Here is a 19,224-nt window from a genome sequence, read left to right as displayed (position 1 = left end):
CCGCCATGAAGATTTTTTGTAGGTTAATTATCCTGCTGGTCTTTTTGAACGGTGCCAATCTGTACGGGCAAAAAATAAAGGTAGCCTGTATAGGTAATTCGGTTACCGCCGGTTATTTGTTAAATCAGTCTGAAAAGCAGGCTTATCCTGCACAATTGCAGCAGCTTTTGGGTGATGGCTATCATGTTGCAAATTTTGGGCACAGCGGGGCAACCTTGTTAAAAAAGGGGCACAATCCTTATTTTAAAACAAAAGCTTTTCGCGAAGCACTGAATTTCGGGGCTGATATAGCCATTATTCATTTGGGCTTAAATGATACCGATCCGCGAAACTGGCCCAATTATAAAGATAACTTTCAGGCTGATTATCAATGGCTGATTGATACCTTAAAACAACAAAATCCAAAGCTTAAGGTGTTTGTCTGTAAGCTTACGCCAATTTTTAGTGGCCACCCGAGGTTTAAATCAGGCACGCGCGATTGGTACTGGCAGGTACAGGAAAAGATTTTAGGGGTTGCCAGGGCAAATAAACTGGTGCCTGTCGACCTCAATATACCCTTAAATAACCGGCCGGATCTCTTTGCCGATAACCTGCATCCCGATAGTACAGGTGCAGCTATCATTGCCAAAACAATTTACAGCGCCATAACCGGTAATTTTGGTGGTTTTAAATTGAAAGGCCTGTTTAGCGATAACATGGTGCTGCAGCGCGATAAAAGCATCCCGGTTTATGGTACGGCCAATGCAAACGAAGAAGTAACCGTTTATTTTAACCAGCAGGTGAGGCGCGCTGTTGCAGGTGCCGATGGTAAATGGATGCTGAACTTTCCGGCCATGAAATTCGGTGGGCCTTACCAGATGAAGCTTGTTTGCAACGGTAACAGCCTGATGCTTAAAAATGTCCTGATCGGCGATGTATGGCTTTGTTCGGGGCAATCGAATATGGCGTTTCCTTTAAAGTCATCGGCCACCGGCCAGGCCACATTAAATCATTTGAATAAAAAACGTCCTGTCAGGTTACTAAAGTTTAACCCTCTGGCCGAAACCGAAAATGTTTCATGGAATGATCAAACATTAAACAGTATCAATTCCCTAAATTATTTCTCGGGCAGTTGGGCAAAATTAGATGAAAATGCAGCAGGCGATTTTTCGGCAGTAGCCTATTATTTTGCTGAGAAACTGGTATCAGATCAGCAAATCCCGGTAGGGTTGATTCAAATGGCTGTTGGCGGTTCACCACTCGAATCGTGGCTGGATAGAAAAACCATAGAGCACGACGATTTACTGGTAGATATGCTGGATAACTGGCGTAAATCTGACTTTTTACAGGATTGGGTACGGAGCAGGGCCGATGTAAACTTAAAAAATGCGGTCAATCCGAAACAGCGACACCCTTACGCACCGGCTTACAATTACGAAGCAGGCATATCAAAACTTACTGATTTTCCGATAAAAGGTGTGATCTGGTATCAGGGAGAAAGCAATGCACACAATGTTGAGCTTTTTAGCCACGAATTTCCCTTACTGGTTAAAAGCTGGCGGGCAAAATGGAATGATAATTTTCCGTTTTACTACGTACAGCTGTCGGCTATCGACCGGCCTTCCTGGCCTTATTTCAGAGATGCGCAACGGAAATTGCAGGCGGTTATTCCCAATTTGGGCATGGCGGTGAGTTCCGATCTGGGCGATTCGCTGAATGTGCATCCTGCACAGAAAAAAGAAATCGGCGAACGGCTGGCGCTGCTCGCATTAAAAAATACCTATCATAAAAACATAACCGCAAGCGGGCCTGTAGTTTTGAAGGCAACGAAAGTTAAAAATTTCATTGTGGTGCACTTTACCAGGGCAAAAAAGCTTAAAACCGCTGGCCCTGGCATGCTGACCGGATTTGAACTTGAAGACATTACCGGAGCACATTTTCCGGTTAAAGGCCGTATTGTTCAAAACCGCATATATATCAACATTCCGCCCGGGAAAACGATCAGCAAGGTTTTGTATGCCTGGCAGCCCTTTACCAGAGCCAATTTAGTTAATGAAGCGGGATTACCTGCTTCTACATTTTCCATTTCTATACCTTAATTAAAATGAGTTATACTTCGAAAGAATTGCAGCAACTGGCCGCATTTTATCAAAACCAGCTGCTTAACAATACCGTTCCGTTCTGGTTTCCGCGATCAATAGATCAGGAACATGGGGGCTATATGTTTATGCGTGACGCAGACGGCAGCCTGATTGACGATGATAAAGCTGTTTGGATTCAGGGGCGGGCAGCCTGGTTGTTGTCCACGCTGTATAATACCGTCGAAGCCAAACAAGAGTGGCTCGATGCGGCCAAATCGGGCATTGATTTTCTAAATCAACATTGCTTCGATACCGACGGACAGATGTTTTTCCACGTTACACGCGAGGGGAAACCAATCCGCAAAAGGCGCTATTATTTTTCTGAAACCTTTGCGGTGATTGCCAATGCGGCTTACGCAAAAGCCAGTGGAGATGAAACTGCAGCCGAAAAAGCCAGGTATTTGTTTGGCAAATGCATCGAATATGCCACCCAGCCGGGCTTATTACCTGCAAAATTTACCGATACCCGGCCTGCAAAAGGAATTGGCGTACCTATGATTATGATGAATACCGCGCAGCAGCTGCGTGCAACCATTGGCGATCCACGTTGTGATGAATGGATTTCGAAATGGATTGAAGAAATTAAACGCGATTTTGTTAAAGATGATATTCAATGTGTAATGGAGCAGGTAGCGCCTGATGGCTCGGTTATCGATCACATTGATGGCCGCACGTTAAACCCCGGTCATGCCATTGAAGGGGCCTGGTTTATCTTACACGAAGCAAAGCACCGCAATAATGATCCTGAGCTCATTAAACTGGGCTGTAAAATGCTCGATTACATGTGGGCCCGTGGCTGGGATGAAGCGCATGGAGGTATTTTATACTTTAAGGATGTGTATAACAAACCAGTGCAGGAATATTGGCAGGATATGAAATTCTGGTGGCCGCAGAATGAAACCATTATTGCCACTTTACTGGCTTACACCTTAACCGGCGATGAGAAATATGCACGCTGGCACAAAATGGTGCACGATTATGCCTACGATAAATTTCACGATAAAGAGCATGGCGAATGGTTTGGGTACCTGCACCGTGATGGTTCTGTTGCACAAACAGCCAAAGGCAACCTCTTTAAAGGCCCTTTCCACCTGCCCAGGCAAGAATGGTATTGTGCACAGTTATTAACCAGCCTGGGCTATTAATTTAGCTCAGGATGCCGCATGAAGGTCGGCAACCAAAAATTTGGTGCTAATCCTGCTCATGGTTTCCAAACGTATACCTAAATAACTGGCCAGGTAACGTTTGGGAACTTTATCAAAAGCCAGTCCGTTGGCTTCGAGTTTACGGTACCTTTTCGATGCATTGGGGATTCTGGCCAGAATTGCCCTGTCAGATGCAGCATAGTAATGCAATTCAAAAAGTTTTCTCCCAATCAGGTTAGCTTCCGGATAATGCGAATAAGCCGCCTCAATCAGGTTGTAGGGAATGCTGATCAGTACGCAGTCTTCCAGTGCCTGTAAATATTCTATCGAATGGTTGCCATGGTCAAAGGGGTGACGTATCGCGCCAATAATCTCATTGCCGAAACTAAACCAGGTGCTGATATCTTTTTTTCCATCCTTAACAAATCCGCGCACCAGCCCGCTCACCAAAAAGTAAAGCGAAGTATTGTTGTCGATCGGTGAGAGAACATGTTTGTATTTTTTTACGTGAATTACCTTACAGTTTTTTTCGTAAGAAGCTTTGAATTCAACCGAGAGTGGATGAAACTTTTCCAGGTATTGAAAAAGTGGAAGCATAGAAGAATGAGTGCTCAGATATTGCATTTATTAAACCTGCTAAATAGAAAAATTAATGGGACAGCTTTTTTCTGTAACCGCAAAATCTGCTTGCCTGGCAAGCCATCGGATTTGTTTGGTTAACTATTGCAAAGTTATCCGCGAATGCCAGAATTGCCCGCTATTGAAGGGCAATCGGCCTCTAACTATTCAGCCGTTAGACCAAAAACAGGCCAAAAAGGGGCTTTTTAGCTCAATTCTTTGTTGAAATAGTTGGTAGGCATAACACCCTTTTCTTTTTTGAAAGCATTGTAAAAAGTAGCCAGACTTTTAAAGCCCGATTCAGATGCAATGGCCTCGATGGTTAACTTGTCGCTTTTGATGGGGTGCTGGACTAAAAAATGAGCCACCCTGTAACCGTTTATCCAGTCGCGAAAATTTTTGCCAATTGTATTGTTGATGATATAGGAACAATGGTGAACAGGAATATTGAGCTTTGCTGCCAGATCAATAATCTGAAAATCGTGAAGCAGGTAAAGTTGTTCCTGTTCCATCAGGTTTTCCATAGATTGAGAGAGCTCGGCCAGCTGTTCTTCTGATAAGTTTACCTTTTTTGCGGGTTTTGCAATTTGTTCATCCTTTAAAGTCTGCAAGTTTGGGTTTGTAGCCTCCGTAAGGGCTACATCGGGTTCAAACTGCTCCCGCATATTTTTTTTATCCAGATCTACCGACACGAGCAAATAACCATAAAAAATGTACGGTTTGTGCAGGGCATACAATACCAGGAATAGTAACGACAAGCAATTGATAATTACAAATGAGGGCTGGGTGTAGGAGATATGCAGCCCCCTTAAAATAACGGGAGTTAAGCTTAACAACTGAAAAAACGTGGCTACCCGAAGAAAGAAAACAATCCATCGCTTTCCGGGTTCATCCGTTTTGGTTGTTTTGTCCATTTTTCGGTAATAATGCACCCAGGCCAAACACAAATAACTGAATACCAGAATAGGGCGTAAGGTGTAATGAAAATAGTTAGGGAATAGTCCCGTTTGGGTTTTAAGCGAAAAATAGCCATTATCGGCCAGCTGTTTCGGAATGTTGGTCCAGTCGAGCTCAGGCCAGCCATTCCAGGGCAGTACATGGATGAGTGCTAACAACGCAGGGATGAAATGTAACCACTGCCACTTGCGTAAAGCGGTACTTTTATCGATAAAGCCCGAAATATACAGGTAAAAACAGGCCGGTGCGGCATAATAAAGCGGGGTAAAAGCCTGGAAGACATATACCAGTGTTACCGGTTTTTCGGCAGCAATGAGCGCAGAAATTAAGATCTGGCCGAAACGGGCAAAAAATAAAAGTGAAAGTAAAATATTGAGTGTTTTATTCCCTTTTTTGGCAAAAAACAGATTTATAGAGAATAGAAGCAGAAAAAGGCAGCAGGTGCTGACTAAAAGATTCAAAAACTGCATATTTCCAGCCAATATAAAGCTTTGTTAGAAAATAGCGCTGTACGAATTTATTTACAACCATATCGGCTTGTTTTGTATATGGAAAAAGGCAATGGCTATTCGTATCGGGGGTATTTTCGCCACAAATTGCCCATTTTGGCACATTGTGAAGGTAAAATTGCATGGAAAGGAATGGATCGTTCCGAATTGCAGATAAATGAGTATGTGGATAGGTTACATTTCATGTCTTAAAAAAGCAATCCTTTGTAAATCGAATAATTTTTGTTGCCATAATTTTTTATGCCATCGTTACCGGAAGTCTAAAAATTATCAAAATCGTAAAATTTGCTAAAAGTTTGTAGGGTATGTTAGGATAATATAATTTTGACTACTAATACGATAGATTTAATATAGATTATAGTTGTCGAAAATGATACCTCTGCTGCTGTTCCGCTCTCTGGTATAACCTGAAGTCGTTTTTCGGCCTTTTGCCGAAACTGATTCATGTTCAAATGGTGTATGATCTTGTCTACATCTATAGTGCGATAAAATAACACTGCCACCCAAAATATGGTGGTTTAGGCTAACACAAAATATTAAATATGATACCCTGGTATAGAAAGGAGTGCGCAAACAACAGATAATTACACGATTAATATAAAGGGAGAGTGCATTGCTGCACTCTCCCACAAATTCGACCATTTAACCGGAGATCAATTGGCGTTGCATCCGGTCAATTTATTCAATGATCATGCTAAAATTATGAATTCTGTGCGAGAACTTTTCATGCTGATGAAGCTTGTTGCAAAATCATGATTGGCATAAACCAATATCCATTATGAAAATACGCGGAAAGTCCTGGAAGGACTCGCATAGTGCCCACTTTTCCAAAACATTTTTATTGCCCGGCTTAACAGGAATGCTCCTGATTGCTGCCATTATACCGGCCTCGGCAAAAATAAACGGTGAGCAACCAAATATTAATTTCCCCAATCATTTGAATGTGGCTGGTGCGGCTTTTAATCCGGTTTCGGGAGTAAAGCTGAAGGCAATTACCATTAAGGGGAAAGTAACCGACGAAAAGAACCTGCCTTTACCTGGCGTAAGCGTTAGGGTTAAAGGAACTACTCAGGTGTTTTCAACCAATCCCGATGGCGAATTTCAGCTTGCTACCGATCTGAGCCAGCCAACTTTAGTTTTCACGTATGTAGGTTACAAAACAAAAGAACTTGTTTGCAATGGTCAGCCGGTATCGGTAAAACTCGATCCCGATCAAAGTAAGCTCGAAGAAGTGCTAGTAGTGGGCTATGGTAGCCAAAGAAAAAGCGATGTATTGGGGGCTGTGGCCTCCTTTAATGCCAAAGCAGTAGAAGAAAAACCTATATCACGGGTAGAACAGGCGCTAATTGGTCAGATGGCGGGTGTACAGGTAAGGCAGCAAAGTGCTACGCCTGGTGCAGGTTTAAGCATTCAGGTGCGTGGTGCAGGCTCAATTACTGCGGGTAACGAGCCGCTTTACGTGTTAGATGGTTTTCCTTTAGATGTAGCCAGCCAAAATGGTGCCGGCGGTATTGCCAACAGTCCGCTCGATAACCTTAATCCAAACGATATCGAAAGTGTGCAGGTGCTGAAAGATGCAGCAGCAGGAGCCATTTACGGTTCGCGTGCAGCAAACGGAGTGGTAATTATTACAACCAAGAAAGGGATTATAGGTAAAGCTAAAATTAGTGTAAACGCCAATGCAGGCATCAGTACTATAGCGCGGAAAATTGATATGCTCAGTGCCGATGAATGGGTGGCCCAGGCTACTGAATTAGCTAACAACGCCTGGGTGGCTTCTGGTACAGGCAGAACAAGTAGTCAAACCAATGCAGAACGCGCGGCGATTTTGGGGTTGGCCGCAGGAACGATTAATACCACTTACATGACTGATCCGCGCTGGGCACAGGCCGGGCACCCCGGACTTGATTATGTAGACTGGCAGGATGCGATCTTTACTCGTGCACCCTACCAAAACTATGAGGTTTCGGCCAGCGGAGGCTCCGAAAATGTAAGTTATTTTATCTCCGGCAATGTGCTTAACCAAAATGGAACACTAATTAATTCCAACTTTAAGAATTACGGTATAAGGGCCAATGTTGAGGCTAATGCCAGTAAAAAACTTAAATTCGGAATCAATCTGGCACCATCATATTCAGTTAACAATGCGCCTCCGGGAGAGGGAAAAGATAATCAGTTGATGAATGCCCTGCAAATGGTGCCCGTGGTTGAAAGCAATGCCGGATTAAATTCTGGTGCTTATGGGAACAGTACCTATACCTGGGCAAGTCCGAGGCTCATCAGCCCCTATGCTTATCTCGAAACGGCCATCAATAAAATTAAAACTTCCAGATTACTGGCTTCCATCTATGCCGACTATCAGATTGTAAAAGGCTTATCACTCAGATCGAGTGTAAACTACGATAATGTAGATCGCAATACTTCAAGATATACTTCCGATCAGGTTACGGTTGGCGCGGCTTCGGCATTATTAACCAATCCGGGCCTTTACTCTACTGGTTCTTATGCGGTAACCAAAAAACAGAATTTCCTGAATGAAAATACTTTGAATTACACCACCACAATCGCTGGCCTGCATAAAATATCGGCCATTGCCGGTGTGTCGTACAATATTGTGCATACAGAAGGGGTGAGCCTGGTTACCGCCGGAGGTTTTGCCAACGATATCATTAAAACCTTAAGTAACGCCATTGCCAACTCGGCAGGGGTAACCACTACCGGAACTTCAACTGCGGCAAATAATACCCTGTTTTCGTATTACAGCAGATTGCAATACGCCTTTAAAGATAAATACCTCTTATCGGGTACCCTCAGAAGAGATGCTTCATCTAAGTTTGGCTCCGAAAATCGCTGGGGAACCTTTCCTTCGATATCGGCCGGATGGAAAATTTCAGAAGAATCTTTTCTTAAGGATGTTAAAGCCATTAATGAGCTGAAACTGCGCTTAAGCTGGGGTAAATCGGGCAATAACAATATTGGTGATTACAATGCCATCAGTACGCTGGTAAATTCGAATTACGTTTTTGGAGGCAATACACCTACCACGGCTACAGGCCAGGTGGTATCGGGCCTTGCCAATAAAGCGTTGAAATGGGAAACCTCCAATACATACGATTTGGGTATAGATTTAAGTCTTTTGGCCAACAGGATCAATTTTACTTTCGATGCTTATCATAAAAAGAATACCGACCTGTTGTTGAATCTGCCTGTATTATCGGCAAGTGGTTTTAGTACCAGCCTGCAAAACATTGGTGCTGTGGTAAACAAAGGACTGGAGTTCGGTTTGAATACCGTAAACGTAAAAACAGCCAGTTTTACCTGGTCAATGAACGCCAATATTGCCTTCAATAAAAATACGGTAACCGAGCTTGGGCCAACACATGCCGATATTGAAATTGCTTCTGCCTACAGTGGTAGCAATGCGCCTTACTTATTGCGCGAAGGGTTGCCCGCATTTAGCTATTACATTACCAAAACAGACGGAATTTTAACTGCCGCTGATCTTGCGAATTCTGCCGTGGCCAAAGTGTCTGGTCAGAAAGTGGGCGATGCAAAGTATGTTGATGCCAACGGCGACGGAAAAATCAGTGCTGCAGACCGGGTAATTGGTGGCCAGCCTTCACCTAAATATACCTGGGGCTGGACAAACAATTTCAAGTACGGAAATTTTGATCTCGGTATACAGTTATATGGCCAGCACGGCGGATCGATACTTTCTTACCTCGGCAGAGCAATTGATTTTTCGGGCAGCACTACGGCAAATGTGCTAGGGGTGTGGAGAGACCGATGGAGTGCCGCAGATCCCAACCCAGATGCTCCGAGAGGTAAATTGGGCGCAAGTTATACTTATCCTAACGTAACCTCTGACTGGGTTTATTCGAGCGATTTTTTACGGGTGCAGAATATTACTTTGGGTTATAACCTGAAAGGTTTAATCAAAACACCGGGTATTTCTTCAGCAAGGATCTTTATTGCCCTGGAAAACTACTTCTCTCACGATAAATATAAAGGTGGGGCAAATCCCGAAGCACAAAATACAAATGTAAGTGGCGATGCCAGTTACGCCATATCGGGCGATTATGGTTCTGCGCCATTAAGTAAAACTGCTTCAATTGGTATAAACATTGGCTTTTAGTAAGATAAGATGAAAACGAAAATATACTTAACCCTGTTCTCCGCATTGCTGCTAATAACCAGTTGCGAAAAACAGTTAAATCAAACACCAGAGTCGAGCTTAGCAACCGAAAACTTTTTTACCAACAATAACGACTTTCTTCAGGCGGTAAATGGGGTTTATTCGCAATTAAATAATTACCCCAGTCAGGCATTGTGGCTGGGCGAAATGCGCAGCGATAACATCAATGCAACCTCCGATGGTAACCGCGACTGGGATGGAATTAATAATTTTACCCCAAGTATTACCACCACAGGCTTTATATCAACTGCCTGGAAAGCCAATTTTAATGGTATTTATAATGCAAATACCGTGCTGGCTGCCCTCGAAACCAAAGGGAGTGTGCTTACGGCTGCAAATGCTACGCGTTACACTGCCGAAGTACGGTTTTTAAGGGCGTTTTATTATTTCTCTTTGGTCAGGACTTTTGGTCAGGTGCCATTAATTTCGACAGTAAAGAGTGCTGCCGAGGTGGCAACGATACCGAGGAGCCCGGTGGCTGATGTGTATGCATTGATTGAATCGGACCTGCAATATGCGGCCACCAATTTGCCTTCAACCTTTACCGGTGCCGATCTGGGCAGGCCTACATCGTATGCGGCAAAAGGACTATTGGGATTGGTTTACCTCACCAAATCAGGCCCAACTTACGGTATAAACGGGCCGGGGCTAAACAGCAACGAATACAATAAGGCCGCTGCCCAGTTCGACGCCGTACTTACCGGTAGTCCTTACAGTTTTGCCAATAATTATTCATCTATATTTTCTTATACCAACGAGAACAATAGCGAAGTCGTTTTCGATGTGCAGTTTGCGTCGAGTTTAAACGGTGCTGGTTTCCCGTCGCATTTGGTCCCAGTAGCTTACTGGACCAGCAATGGCATTTCTAATAGTTATGGGAATGGCTATGGGGCAAGTACTTTTCCGGTGGCTAAAAGTTTAGTAACTGCCTATACCACCAATACTGTGAGCGGAACAGATATCAGGTATCCTTTTAATGTGGCTACCAGTTACACACCGGGTCCATTTATTAAAAAATATATCGATGTGGCTAAAAAAGGCCTGTCGGGAAGAGACTGGTCTGTTAATTTTATTGTGCTGCGGTATACCGATATATTACTCATGAAAGCAGAGTGTATCTTGCATGGCGCTCCGGGTACGCAGGCCGATGTGGATGCTGCGGTAAACCAGGTAAGGGCCAGGGCAGGGGTAGGCGCATTATCCAATGTAAATATCCAAACCCTGATGCAGGAACGGCAGAGAGAGTTTTTAGGCGAAGGTTTACGTTGGAACGATCTGGTGCGCGAAGGATTGGCCATTTCGCAAATGAATGCCTGGAGAATTGCCGATGCAATTACCAAAATCAATGAAATTGTGCCGAGTTACGTTATTTATCCGGTGCCGGCATCAGAAATTCAGACTGCTCCCGGACTTTATGTGCAAAATCCCGGCTACAATTAATTTATATTTACGAAATGATCAGAAAAAGTTTAATTATAGCAGGTTTCTCCATCCTTTTTAGCGGATTAGCTGTCGCCCAGCGAAGACCAGGGCAGAAACCCAATATTGTTTTTATTCTGGCCGATGATCTCGGTTATGGCGATGTGGGTGTTTACGGACAAAAACAGATACTTACACCCAATATCGATAAACTGGCCAGAGAAGGGACACGCTTTACCGAATTTTATGCCGGGGCACCAGTTTGTTCACCTTCAAGGGGTTCTATCCTTACCGGTCTCAATACCGGGCATGCTACCATCAGGGGCAATGCAACAGAGCAAGGCGGCCTTCCGGGTAAAAAAGGGAAAAATGTGGTGTACAGAGCAAACCTTACACCGAACGATTATACCATTGGCAACCTGATGCAGGATGCCGGATACAATACCTCGCTGGTAGGGAAATGGCATGTTGATGGTTACGATTCGCTGGCTACACCATTGCAAAGGGGCTTCGATAAGTTTTCGGGCTGGCTTATCAATGTACCGGAAACCTACGCCAGTACCTATTGGCCCGACCACCGTTATGTTAACGGAAAACTCGTAACGGTTGAGCCCAATACCAATGCCAGAAAGGGCTATTACGAAACCAATATCTGTACAGATGAGGCATTGGCTTACCTGAAAACGCAAAAAGACAGTAAAAAGCCTTTCTTTTTGATGCTGAACTTTAACAATCCGCATTCGCCACTCGATGTGCCGGACCAGGCCATTTATAAAAATAAAAACTGGCCGGAAGATATGAAGACTTATGCTGCCATGGTGTATTACATGGACCAATCGGTGGGTAAGATTAAAGATTATTTGGTTAAAAGTGGTTTATCGGAAAATACGATCGTCTTTTTTGCTTCCGATAATGGGCCGAGGTCAGAACCCACCAGTCAGCTGAAGGCCGTATCCGAGTTTTTTGATTCGAACGGTCCGCTTAAAGGTTATAAAAGAGATATGTATGATGGTGGAATCCGTATTCCTTTTATTGCATGGGCACCATTTATTAAAAACGCCCCTAAAACGAGCGATGTGCCCGGGTACTTTCCCGATATTATGCCCACATTTGGCGAAATTGCAGGTAAAACCAGTGGATTTAAAACCGATGGAGCCAGTATTTACCCCGTACTTAAAGGCGTTAAACCAAAAACAGACCGTTTTCTGTATTGGGAGTTTTTTGAGCTGGGCTTTGAACAAGGTGTTCGTTATGGCTGGTGGAAAGGTGTAAAAAGACATCATAAACTGGAGCTTTACGATTTGAAGACCGATATTGGCGAGACAAAAGATGTGGCGGCAGCCCATCCGGATATTGTTAAGAAAATAGAAGATTATCTTTTAACAGCAAGAACGGATTCGCCTTACTGGACGGTAAAATAGAAAATGTAATTGGAAATTTATTGTAAATGGCAATTTCTTTGTCCTAGCCGGACGGGCTTTCTTTTTGGTGTCAAAAAGACCGGCATAGGCAGCTTGAACGCAGTTGAAAACATAATGAGGTGTGAAAAAAACAAAAAACACCGGCTTAAAATTTTTCTTTCAAAGTCACTGGTTTGGCGTGATTAGTGCAAACCGAAAAATTTGTTATGCCGGTTTTGAGTAAAACGGAGATGCAGTGCTTTGGCTTAGCCAGTTGGTAATGCATGGTGCTAATAAGATCTATGTTAATAATGCCTTATAGCTTACCTGTTTGTGAGTTATAAGGCAATATTATTATCCCTTTTAAACGATAGCGGTGATAAACCCGCATGTTTTTTAAAGTATTTTCCAAAAAAGGAAGGATTGCTGAAATGAAGTTCTTCGGCAATTTCCGAAATGTTCAGCACATGCCCGGTAAGCAATAATTTAGCTTCCCTGATAACAAAATCGTCTATATGTTCTCCGGCCGATCGGCCGGTAACCTGTTTAACAACCTGAGAAAGATGCCTTGGGGTAATGTGCAGGCAGTTTGCATAATAAATTACCCGTTTTTCTATTTTGAAACGCTCCGCTACCAGCGATAAAAACCGATTGGTAAGTTCTACTTTGCTGTTTATTGCGGATGAAGGTAGTTTCTTTTGCTTTTCGTTCAGTAAAAAAATATCATATACAATAGATAAGAAGCTATTGTGTATAATATCGTCGATATGGCGGGTGTGTTTTGAAATGGAAAGCCGGTTTTGAAGCGCCATCATATCGGCCAGTACCTGCTCATATTCGGCTTTTGAGAGCGAAAACTTTAACAGTTCCTGCCCGTTAAATATCTTGTAAGTTTCGGCGATATTAAAAAATATGCCCTTACGTGCAAGATAGCTTTTATTGAAATGCGTAAAAATAACGGTGGCATTGGGTTCTTCGGGTATTTCGTAAATATGATCGGGCATCATACATAAAATATCGCGGTAGTTTAAAGTATACTCTACAAAATTGATTTTTATTTTCAGGCTTCCCTTTTTTACCATTAAAATCCCGAAATCGGTAGACCGGAAAGGCGATTTAGGACAATCACTTCCGCTGGCACTATTGTATATCGACACCATAAGCTCAATGCCCGTTAGGGTATCAGGATAACCTGATGATGATGGCTTTTTGACCGGATGCAATTGTCCCATGCTGGTGTTAAATTATTAGTCTAATTAGTCGTTTAAATCGTTTAGGTTTTTGCGTTTCGGCTTGTGCTGAAAACGCCCGGTTTTTCCTGCCTTCAAATGTATGTTTCGACGCATAATTTTTTATTATTTTTTAAAAATTTGACGAAAATCTGATCAAAAACCAATCATTTGATTAATTTTTAGTGATGGTGTTTTGTTTCTTAATTTATTAAAAATTAGTGTTTTATATTGTTTATTGTAGTTTTTGTGGTGTTTTTAAGGTGGTTTTTTGAATTTTACTATTTTATTTAAAAAGTCAGATAGTAGAACGGTCAACTCATCTAAATGTCATATTCAACCGATCCACCTTTTTGACCAATATATCCCACCTTTCAACCTTTTTTTAGGTCAGATTCTGCGTTAAAATTGTGTTAACAAAACATCAGATAAAAGTAAAGGCTAGCGGCTTTTTGCTAATGGAATTGATGCGTTTGGTGTAAAATGATATGCTTAAACCAAGACAGAATAACAGCATTCGGCATGCGTAAAAAACTACAGGATAGAATTGCTTCATTTAAAGATGCAACACTTATAAAAGAAAAAGGATTGTACCCATATTTCAGGTCAATTGAATCGGCTCAGGATACCGAGGTGGTTATTAACGGGAAAAAAGTGCTCATGTTTGGCTCTAACTCCTATTTGGGGCTTACCAATCACCCCGAAATTAAACAGGCTTCGAAAAATGCCATTGATAAGTATGGTACAGGTTGTGCAGGTTCGCGCTTTTTAAATGGTTCACTCGATATTCACCTGGAGCTGGAGCAACGGCTTGCAGCTTACGTGGGTAAGGATGCGGCAGTACTGTTTAGTACGGGCTTTCAGGTAAACCTTGGGGTAATTTCCTGCCTGCTCGATCGGAACGATTACCTCATTCTGGATGAGTACGACCATGCCTCGATTATTGATGGAAGCAGGCTTTCCTTTTCGAGGACGATAAAATACGCCCATAACGATATGGATGATTTGCGGAGCAAACTGAGCCGCTTACCGGCCGATTCGGCCAAACTCATCGTTTCTGACGGTATTTTTAGCATGGAAGGCGATTTGGTTAATTTACCCGAAATGGTCGAAATAGCCGACGAGTTTGGCGCAAACATCATGATGGATGATGCGCACAGTTTGGGGGTAATTGGTTTTAACGGGGCAGGTACCGCATCTCATTTTAACCTTACCAACCAGGTAGACCTCATTATGGGAACCTTCAGTAAATCTCTGGCTTCGTTAGGTGGCTTTATTGCTGGCAATACCGAAACCATCGAGTTTATTAAGCACCGGGCCCGTTCGCTGATGTTTAGTGCAAGTATGCCGCCTTCGGCTGTAGCCAGTGTTATTGCGGCACTCGATATTATCGAAAGAGAACCCGAACGTATTGATAAACTTTGGGCCAATACCAATTATGCTAAACAGCTTTTGTTAGATGCCGGATTTGATATCGGCCACAGCAACAGCCCCATTATTCCGGTCTACATCAGGGATAATACGGCCACTTTTATGATCACGAACATCTTGCAGGAGAATGGCATCTTCGTTAATCCGGTGGTATCGCCGGCAGTGCCTTCCGATTCTTCGCTGATTCGCTTTTCGCTTATGGCAACACATAGTTTTGAGCAAATAGAAACGGCTGTTGAGAAATTGAAAGCGGCTTTTGTTGCGGTTAATGTTAACCTGTTAAACGTGAGGTTATGAGGGTAATTAAGCCAGTTTCGGATAAAAAAGATTTAAAGGCCTTTATCGATTTTCCGCATACGCTCTATGCCGGCGACCCCAATTATGTGCCCGAACTTTTTATTGCCCAAAGAGATTTACTTACCCCAGGCAAACACCCGTTTTTTAAACATTCTACCATTGCGCTTTTTTTACTGATAGATGAAAATGAAATTGTAGGGCGCATTGCAGCCATCGAAAATACCCGCCACAATGAGGTTTATGATGCAACAGATGGTTTTTTCGGCTTTTTCGATTGTATAAATGATGAGGCGGCAGCTAAACAATTAATCCATACGGTACATCAATGGCTGGAAGCAAGGCAGCTTACGCGGGTACTTGGTCCTGTAAATTTCTCTACCAACGAGGTTTGCGGTTTATTGATCGAAGGTTTTGACGGGCCGCCGGTAGCCATGATGCCTTACAACGCACCTTATTATTTGCCACTGCTCGAAAAAATGGGCTATGTAAAAAATGTAGATCTGCGCGCATATCGCTATACCGCCGGGAATTATAGCGACAGGTCGCTTAAGCTGATGGATCGGATTAAAGAAAGGCTGTTAAGAAATAACATCACCATCCGTACCATCAACATGAAAAAATTTGCTGAGGAACGCGATGCCTTACGCGAGGTGTATAACCGTGCCTGGGATAAAAACCTGGGTTTTGTGCCCATGAGCGATGCTGAATTTGAATACACCGCCAACGACCTTAAACTAATCCTCGATCCTAAATTCTGCATCATGGCCGAGCAGGATGGCAAGATTGTGGGCTTTGCACTGGCCATACCCGATATCAATCAGGTGCTGATCAAGATTAAAAGGGGAAGGTTGTTTCCAACCGGGCTGATTAAGTTACTGGCCAATAAAAAGAAGATAGATGGCATCAGGATCATGCTGCTTGGTGTGGTAGATGGTTACCGGAAGATGGGGATTGAAGCCTGTTTGTATGGTGAAATTATCAGGCATTTTTTGGAAAAGAAAATGAAATATGCCGAAGCCAGCTGGACACTCGACCACAACGATATGGTAAACAGGCCCATTGAAGATATTGGCGGAAAACTGTACCGTAAGTATCGAATTCTGGAAAGAAACCTATGAAAAAGCGGATTTTAATTACCGGTGCTACAGGTTTTGTTGGCTTTCATTTAATTGAAGCTGCCTTGGCAGAGGGGCTTGAAGTGTTTGCCAATGTTCGCAAATCGAGCAAAACCGTACATTTGCAAGGTTTAGGGATCAATTTCGTGGAGCTCGATTTCGAATCGATTTACCAGATGGCGAAGCATGTGCAGGAGTATAAATACAATTATGTGATCCACGCTGCAGCAGTAACCAAAGCCGAAAACCTCGATCAGTACCATAAATACAATGCGGGCTATACCCGTAACCTGGCCATTGCGGTAGCGCAGGCAGCACATCAGGTAGAAAAGTTTGTGTTTGTAAGTAGCCTCGCTGCATTGGGGCCATTAAAAAAGACAGGCAGTCAATTAAGCGATAATGGAGCATCAAACCCGGTAACCCATTATGGAAAAAGCAAAGCTTTGGCCGAAACCTATTTGCATCATATTGATAAGCTGCCCTGGCTGGTGTTTCGGCCAACGGCGGTGTACGGCCCGCGTGAGCGCGAAATATTGATGGTAATTAAAGCCATAAACAGGGGACTGGAGCTGTACATGGGCGATAAAGAGCAGCAACTCAGCTTTGTTTACGTAAAAGACCTGGCTCAAATTATGGTCAGTTCGCTGCAATCGGCAGTGGTTAACAAAAGTTACAATGTTTCTGATGGACACGTTTATGGCCGGTCGACTTTTGCTGAACATGCAAGGGCGATTATGCAAAAGAGCACATTTAAAGTACAGGTGCCGCTGCCGCTAATTAAAGGGATTGCCTGGAGCCTTGAAAAAGGGTATAAGCTGATCCGTAAAATGCCAACACTAAACATCGATAAAGTGAACGAGCTTACCGGCATTAACTGGAGCTGCGACATTCAAAATATTAAAAACGACCTCGGTTACAGTCCGCGATACCAGCTGCAACAGGGTTTAGAAGAAACAATAAAATGGTATCAGATTAACAAATGGTTATAAGTATTTAAATAAGATAAGATGACAGAACAAGTAAAATCAGCAAATGGCAAACTTGGAATATTAATGCCAGGCCTGGGTGCAGTAGCTACAACCATGATTTCGGGGGTAGCAGCAGTGAAAAAAGGATTATCAAAACCAATTGGTTCGCTTACGCAGATGGGTACAATCCGCATTGGCAAACGCACAGAGAAGAAAGAACCTAAAATTAAAGATTTTGTTCCTTTGGCGGCATTAGAAGATTTAGTTTTTGGCGGTTGGGACGTTTACGAAGATAACGTTTATGAGGCGGCCATGAATGCACGCGTATTGGATGCCAATTTATTGCGCGATGTAAAAGAAGAATTGCAGGCCATCAAGCCTATGCGTGCTGCTTTTGATCGCAACTATGTTAAAAACCTGGATGGTAAATATGTGAAGGATATCGATAACCGTTACGAACTGGCACTGGCAGTGATGGACGATATTAAAAACTTTAAAGCCGATAACAATTGCGACCGCATTGTACTGGTTTGGTGTGGTTCTACCGAAATTTATTTCGAGCCTTCGGAAGTGCACAGTTCGCTGGCTGCTTTCGAACAGGGATTAAAAGACAACGATTCGCGTATTGCCCCAAGTATGATTTATGCTTATGCCGCTTTAAAACTCGGCATTCCTTTTGCCAATGGCGCGCCTAACTTAACGGTTGATATTCCGGCCCTGATTGAGCTGGCTAAAGAAACCAATACGCCGATTGCCGGAAAAGATTTTAAAACCGGACAAACCCTTATGAAAACCATTCTGGCTCCAGGCCTTGCAGCCCGCTCACTGGGTGTAAACGGTTGGTTTTCAGATAATATTTTAGGTAACCGCGATGGTTTGGTACTTGATGATCCGGATAACTTTAAAACCAAAGAGGTATCTAAACTAGGCGTACTTGAAGATATTTTCAAACCAGAAATCAATGCCGATTTATATGGCGATATGTACCACAAAATCAGGATCAATTACTATCCGCCTCATGGCGATAATAAAGAGAGCTGGGATAACATCGACATTTTTGGCTGGTTAGGTTATAAAATGCAGATCAAAATCAATTTCCTTTGCCGCGATTCGATTTTAGCTGCCCCAATTGTACTGGATTTAGCCTTGTTTATCGATTTGGCTAAGCGTGCTAACCTTTCAGGCATTCAGGAATGGCTTTCGTTCTACTTAAAATCGCCACAAACCATTCCGGGGGTACCTGCAGAGAACGATATTTTCAAGCAGTTAATTAAGCTTCAAAATACTTTGCGCTACATTATGGGCGAAGAGCTGATTACCCATTTAGGGCAGGATTACGAGGAAGAAGTGGTAGAAACGGTATAGTGTTTTTTCACAAGTTCATATCTACAGCCCTGGGTATAGGCTACATTGGCAAGGGGGCAGGTACCGTCGCTGCGGCGGTTACCTGCGTCCTCTGGTGGTTTTTACAAACGCCGTACACCAATCCGCACCTCTGGCCTTTTTTATCATCCATATTTATTTTGCTGATTGGTGTAATTACAGCCGATGAGGTAGAAAAGGTATGGGGCAAAGACCATCAAAGGGTAGTGATAGATGAAGTAGCCGGAATGGGCATAGCCTTGCTTTGTGTGCCGTTAAAATGGCCGTATTACCTCATGGCCTTAATCCTTTTCAGGTTTTTCGACATTGCCAAGCCTTTTTACATCAGGCATCTGGAAGTACTACCGGGTGGCTGGGGCGTAATGGCCGATGATGTGCTGGCAGGGATTTATGCCAATGTGGTGTTGCAGGGTATTATCCTTTTAGGGCTGTTTTAGT

Annotated in this window: 13 protein-coding genes; 10 read left to right on the top strand and 3 right to left on the bottom strand. The window is 43.2% G+C overall.

The genetic code is table 11. The features are described from left to right. Positions 1-5: 5 nt before the first annotated feature. Both HWV58_RS13085 and HWV58_RS13080 read left to right on the top strand, forming a co-directional pair. Positions 6-2,078 carry a GDSL-type esterase/lipase family protein gene (locus HWV58_RS13085; protein ID WP_175634530.1) on the top strand — a complete coding sequence of 691 codons (2,073 nt, stop codon included), beginning with the start codon at positions 6-8 and terminating at the stop codon, positions 2,076-2,078. Positions 2,079-2,083: 5 nt separating this feature from the next. Then, positions 2,084-3,265 carry an AGE family epimerase/isomerase gene (locus HWV58_RS13080; protein WP_175634529.1) on the top strand — a complete coding sequence of 394 codons (1,182 nt, stop codon included), beginning with the start codon at positions 2,084-2,086 and terminating at the stop codon, positions 3,263-3,265. A 6-nt stretch (positions 3,266-3,271) separates the two neighbouring features. Here HWV58_RS13080 and HWV58_RS13075 read toward each other — a convergent pair whose 3' ends face one another. Both HWV58_RS13075 and HWV58_RS13070 read right to left on the bottom strand, forming a co-directional pair. Further along, positions 3,272-3,862 carry a Crp/Fnr family transcriptional regulator gene (locus tag HWV58_RS13075; protein WP_175634528.1) on the bottom strand — a complete coding sequence of 197 codons (591 nt, stop codon included), beginning with the start codon at positions 3,860-3,862 and terminating at the stop codon, positions 3,272-3,274. 227 nt (positions 3,863-4,089) lie between these two features. Further along, the gene (locus HWV58_RS13070) at positions 4,090-5,301 is read right to left on the bottom strand and encodes a helix-turn-helix domain-containing protein (protein WP_175634527.1); all 1,212 of its coding nucleotides are present in this window, start codon (positions 5,299-5,301) and stop codon (positions 4,090-4,092) included. 826 nt (positions 5,302-6,127) lie between these two features. Between HWV58_RS13070 and HWV58_RS13065 the strand changes: the two genes are divergently transcribed. The 3 genes from HWV58_RS13065 to HWV58_RS13055 are packed head-to-tail and all read left to right on the top strand — an operon-like array spanning position 6,128 to position 12,384. Then, positions 6,128-9,484 carry a SusC/RagA family TonB-linked outer membrane protein gene (locus HWV58_RS13065; RefSeq protein ID WP_235972725.1) on the top strand — a complete coding sequence of 1,119 codons (3,357 nt, stop codon included), beginning with the start codon at positions 6,128-6,130 and terminating at the stop codon, positions 9,482-9,484. A gap of 9 nt (positions 9,485-9,493) precedes the next feature. Further along, complete coding sequence (locus tag HWV58_RS13060) at positions 9,494-10,984, top strand: RagB/SusD family nutrient uptake outer membrane protein (RefSeq protein ID WP_175634526.1); 1,491 nt, start codon at positions 9,494-9,496, stop codon at positions 10,982-10,984. A gap of 14 nt (positions 10,985-10,998) precedes the next feature. After that, positions 10,999-12,384: an arylsulfatase gene (locus HWV58_RS13055; RefSeq protein ID WP_175634525.1), complete on the top strand. Its 1,386-nt coding sequence runs from the start codon at positions 10,999-11,001 to the stop codon at positions 12,382-12,384. Between the two features lie 317 nt (positions 12,385-12,701). Here HWV58_RS13055 and HWV58_RS13050 read toward each other — a convergent pair whose 3' ends face one another. Further along, entirely contained in the window at positions 12,702-13,595 is an 894-nt protein-coding gene (locus tag HWV58_RS13050) for an AraC family transcriptional regulator (protein ID WP_175634524.1), read from the bottom strand. Between the two features lie 519 nt (positions 13,596-14,114). Here HWV58_RS13050 and spt point away from each other — a divergent pair. From spt to HWV58_RS13025, 5 genes are read left to right on the top strand one after another with little or no spacing between them, the layout of a single operon-like run. Continuing rightward, entirely contained in the window at positions 14,115-15,320 is a 1,206-nt protein-coding gene (spt, locus tag HWV58_RS13045) for a serine palmitoyltransferase (protein WP_175634523.1), read from the top strand. Next, positions 15,317-16,438 carry a hypothetical protein gene (locus tag HWV58_RS13040; RefSeq protein WP_175634522.1) on the top strand — a complete coding sequence of 374 codons (1,122 nt, stop codon included), beginning with the start codon at positions 15,317-15,319 and terminating at the stop codon, positions 16,436-16,438. Before spt ends, HWV58_RS13040 begins: the two co-directional genes overlap by 4 nt. Further along, complete coding sequence (locus HWV58_RS13035) at positions 16,435-17,424, top strand: NAD-dependent epimerase/dehydratase family protein (protein WP_175634521.1); 990 nt, start codon at positions 16,435-16,437, stop codon at positions 17,422-17,424. Before HWV58_RS13040 ends, HWV58_RS13035 begins: the two co-directional genes overlap by 4 nt. An 18-nt stretch (positions 17,425-17,442) precedes the next feature. Then, entirely contained in the window at positions 17,443-18,768 is a 1,326-nt protein-coding gene (locus tag HWV58_RS13030) for an inositol-3-phosphate synthase (protein WP_175634520.1), read from the top strand. Then, positions 18,768-19,223, top strand: coding sequence for a phosphatidylglycerophosphatase A family protein (locus HWV58_RS13025; protein WP_199748384.1), 456 nt, complete (start codon positions 18,768-18,770; stop codon positions 19,221-19,223). The genes HWV58_RS13030 and HWV58_RS13025 overlap by 1 nt, the downstream gene beginning before the upstream one ends. Position 19,224 lies beyond the last annotated feature (1 nt).

This window comes from Pedobacter ghigonis (assembly GCF_903166585.1).
GTDB classification, from domain to species: Bacteria; Bacteroidota; Bacteroidia; order Sphingobacteriales; family Sphingobacteriaceae; genus Pedobacter; species Pedobacter ghigonis.
Note: the sequence above shows the minus strand (reverse complement) of the source record. Positions and strands in the feature narration are given on the sequence as shown.

Excerpts from the sequence above, each read along its gene's own strand:
- HWV58_RS13085 (WP_175634530.1), top strand. The coding sequence starts at position 6 with ATGAAGATTTTTTGTAGGTTAATTATCCTGCTGGTCTTTTTGAACGGT.
- HWV58_RS13080 (WP_175634529.1), top strand. The coding sequence starts at position 2,084 with ATGAGTTATACTTCGAAAGAATTGCAGCAACTGGCCGCATTTTATCAA.
- HWV58_RS13075 (WP_175634528.1), bottom strand. The coding sequence starts at position 3,862 with ATGCTTCCACTTTTTCAATACCTGGAAAAGTTTCATCCACTCTCGGTT.
- HWV58_RS13065 (WP_235972725.1), top strand. The coding sequence starts at position 6,128 with ATGAAAATACGCGGAAAGTCCTGGAAGGACTCGCATAGTGCCCACTTT.
- HWV58_RS13060 (WP_175634526.1), top strand. The coding sequence starts at position 9,494 with ATGAAAACGAAAATATACTTAACCCTGTTCTCCGCATTGCTGCTAATA.
- HWV58_RS13055 (WP_175634525.1), top strand. The coding sequence starts at position 10,999 with ATGATCAGAAAAAGTTTAATTATAGCAGGTTTCTCCATCCTTTTTAGC.
- HWV58_RS13050 (WP_175634524.1), bottom strand. The coding sequence starts at position 13,595 with ATGGGACAATTGCATCCGGTCAAAAAGCCATCATCATCAGGTTATCCT.
- spt (WP_175634523.1), top strand. The coding sequence starts at position 14,115 with ATGCGTAAAAAACTACAGGATAGAATTGCTTCATTTAAAGATGCAACA.
- HWV58_RS13040 (WP_175634522.1), top strand. The coding sequence starts at position 15,317 with ATGAGGGTAATTAAGCCAGTTTCGGATAAAAAAGATTTAAAGGCCTTT.
- HWV58_RS13035 (WP_175634521.1), top strand. The coding sequence starts at position 16,435 with ATGAAAAAGCGGATTTTAATTACCGGTGCTACAGGTTTTGTTGGCTTT.
- HWV58_RS13030 (WP_175634520.1), top strand. The coding sequence starts at position 17,443 with ATGACAGAACAAGTAAAATCAGCAAATGGCAAACTTGGAATATTAATG.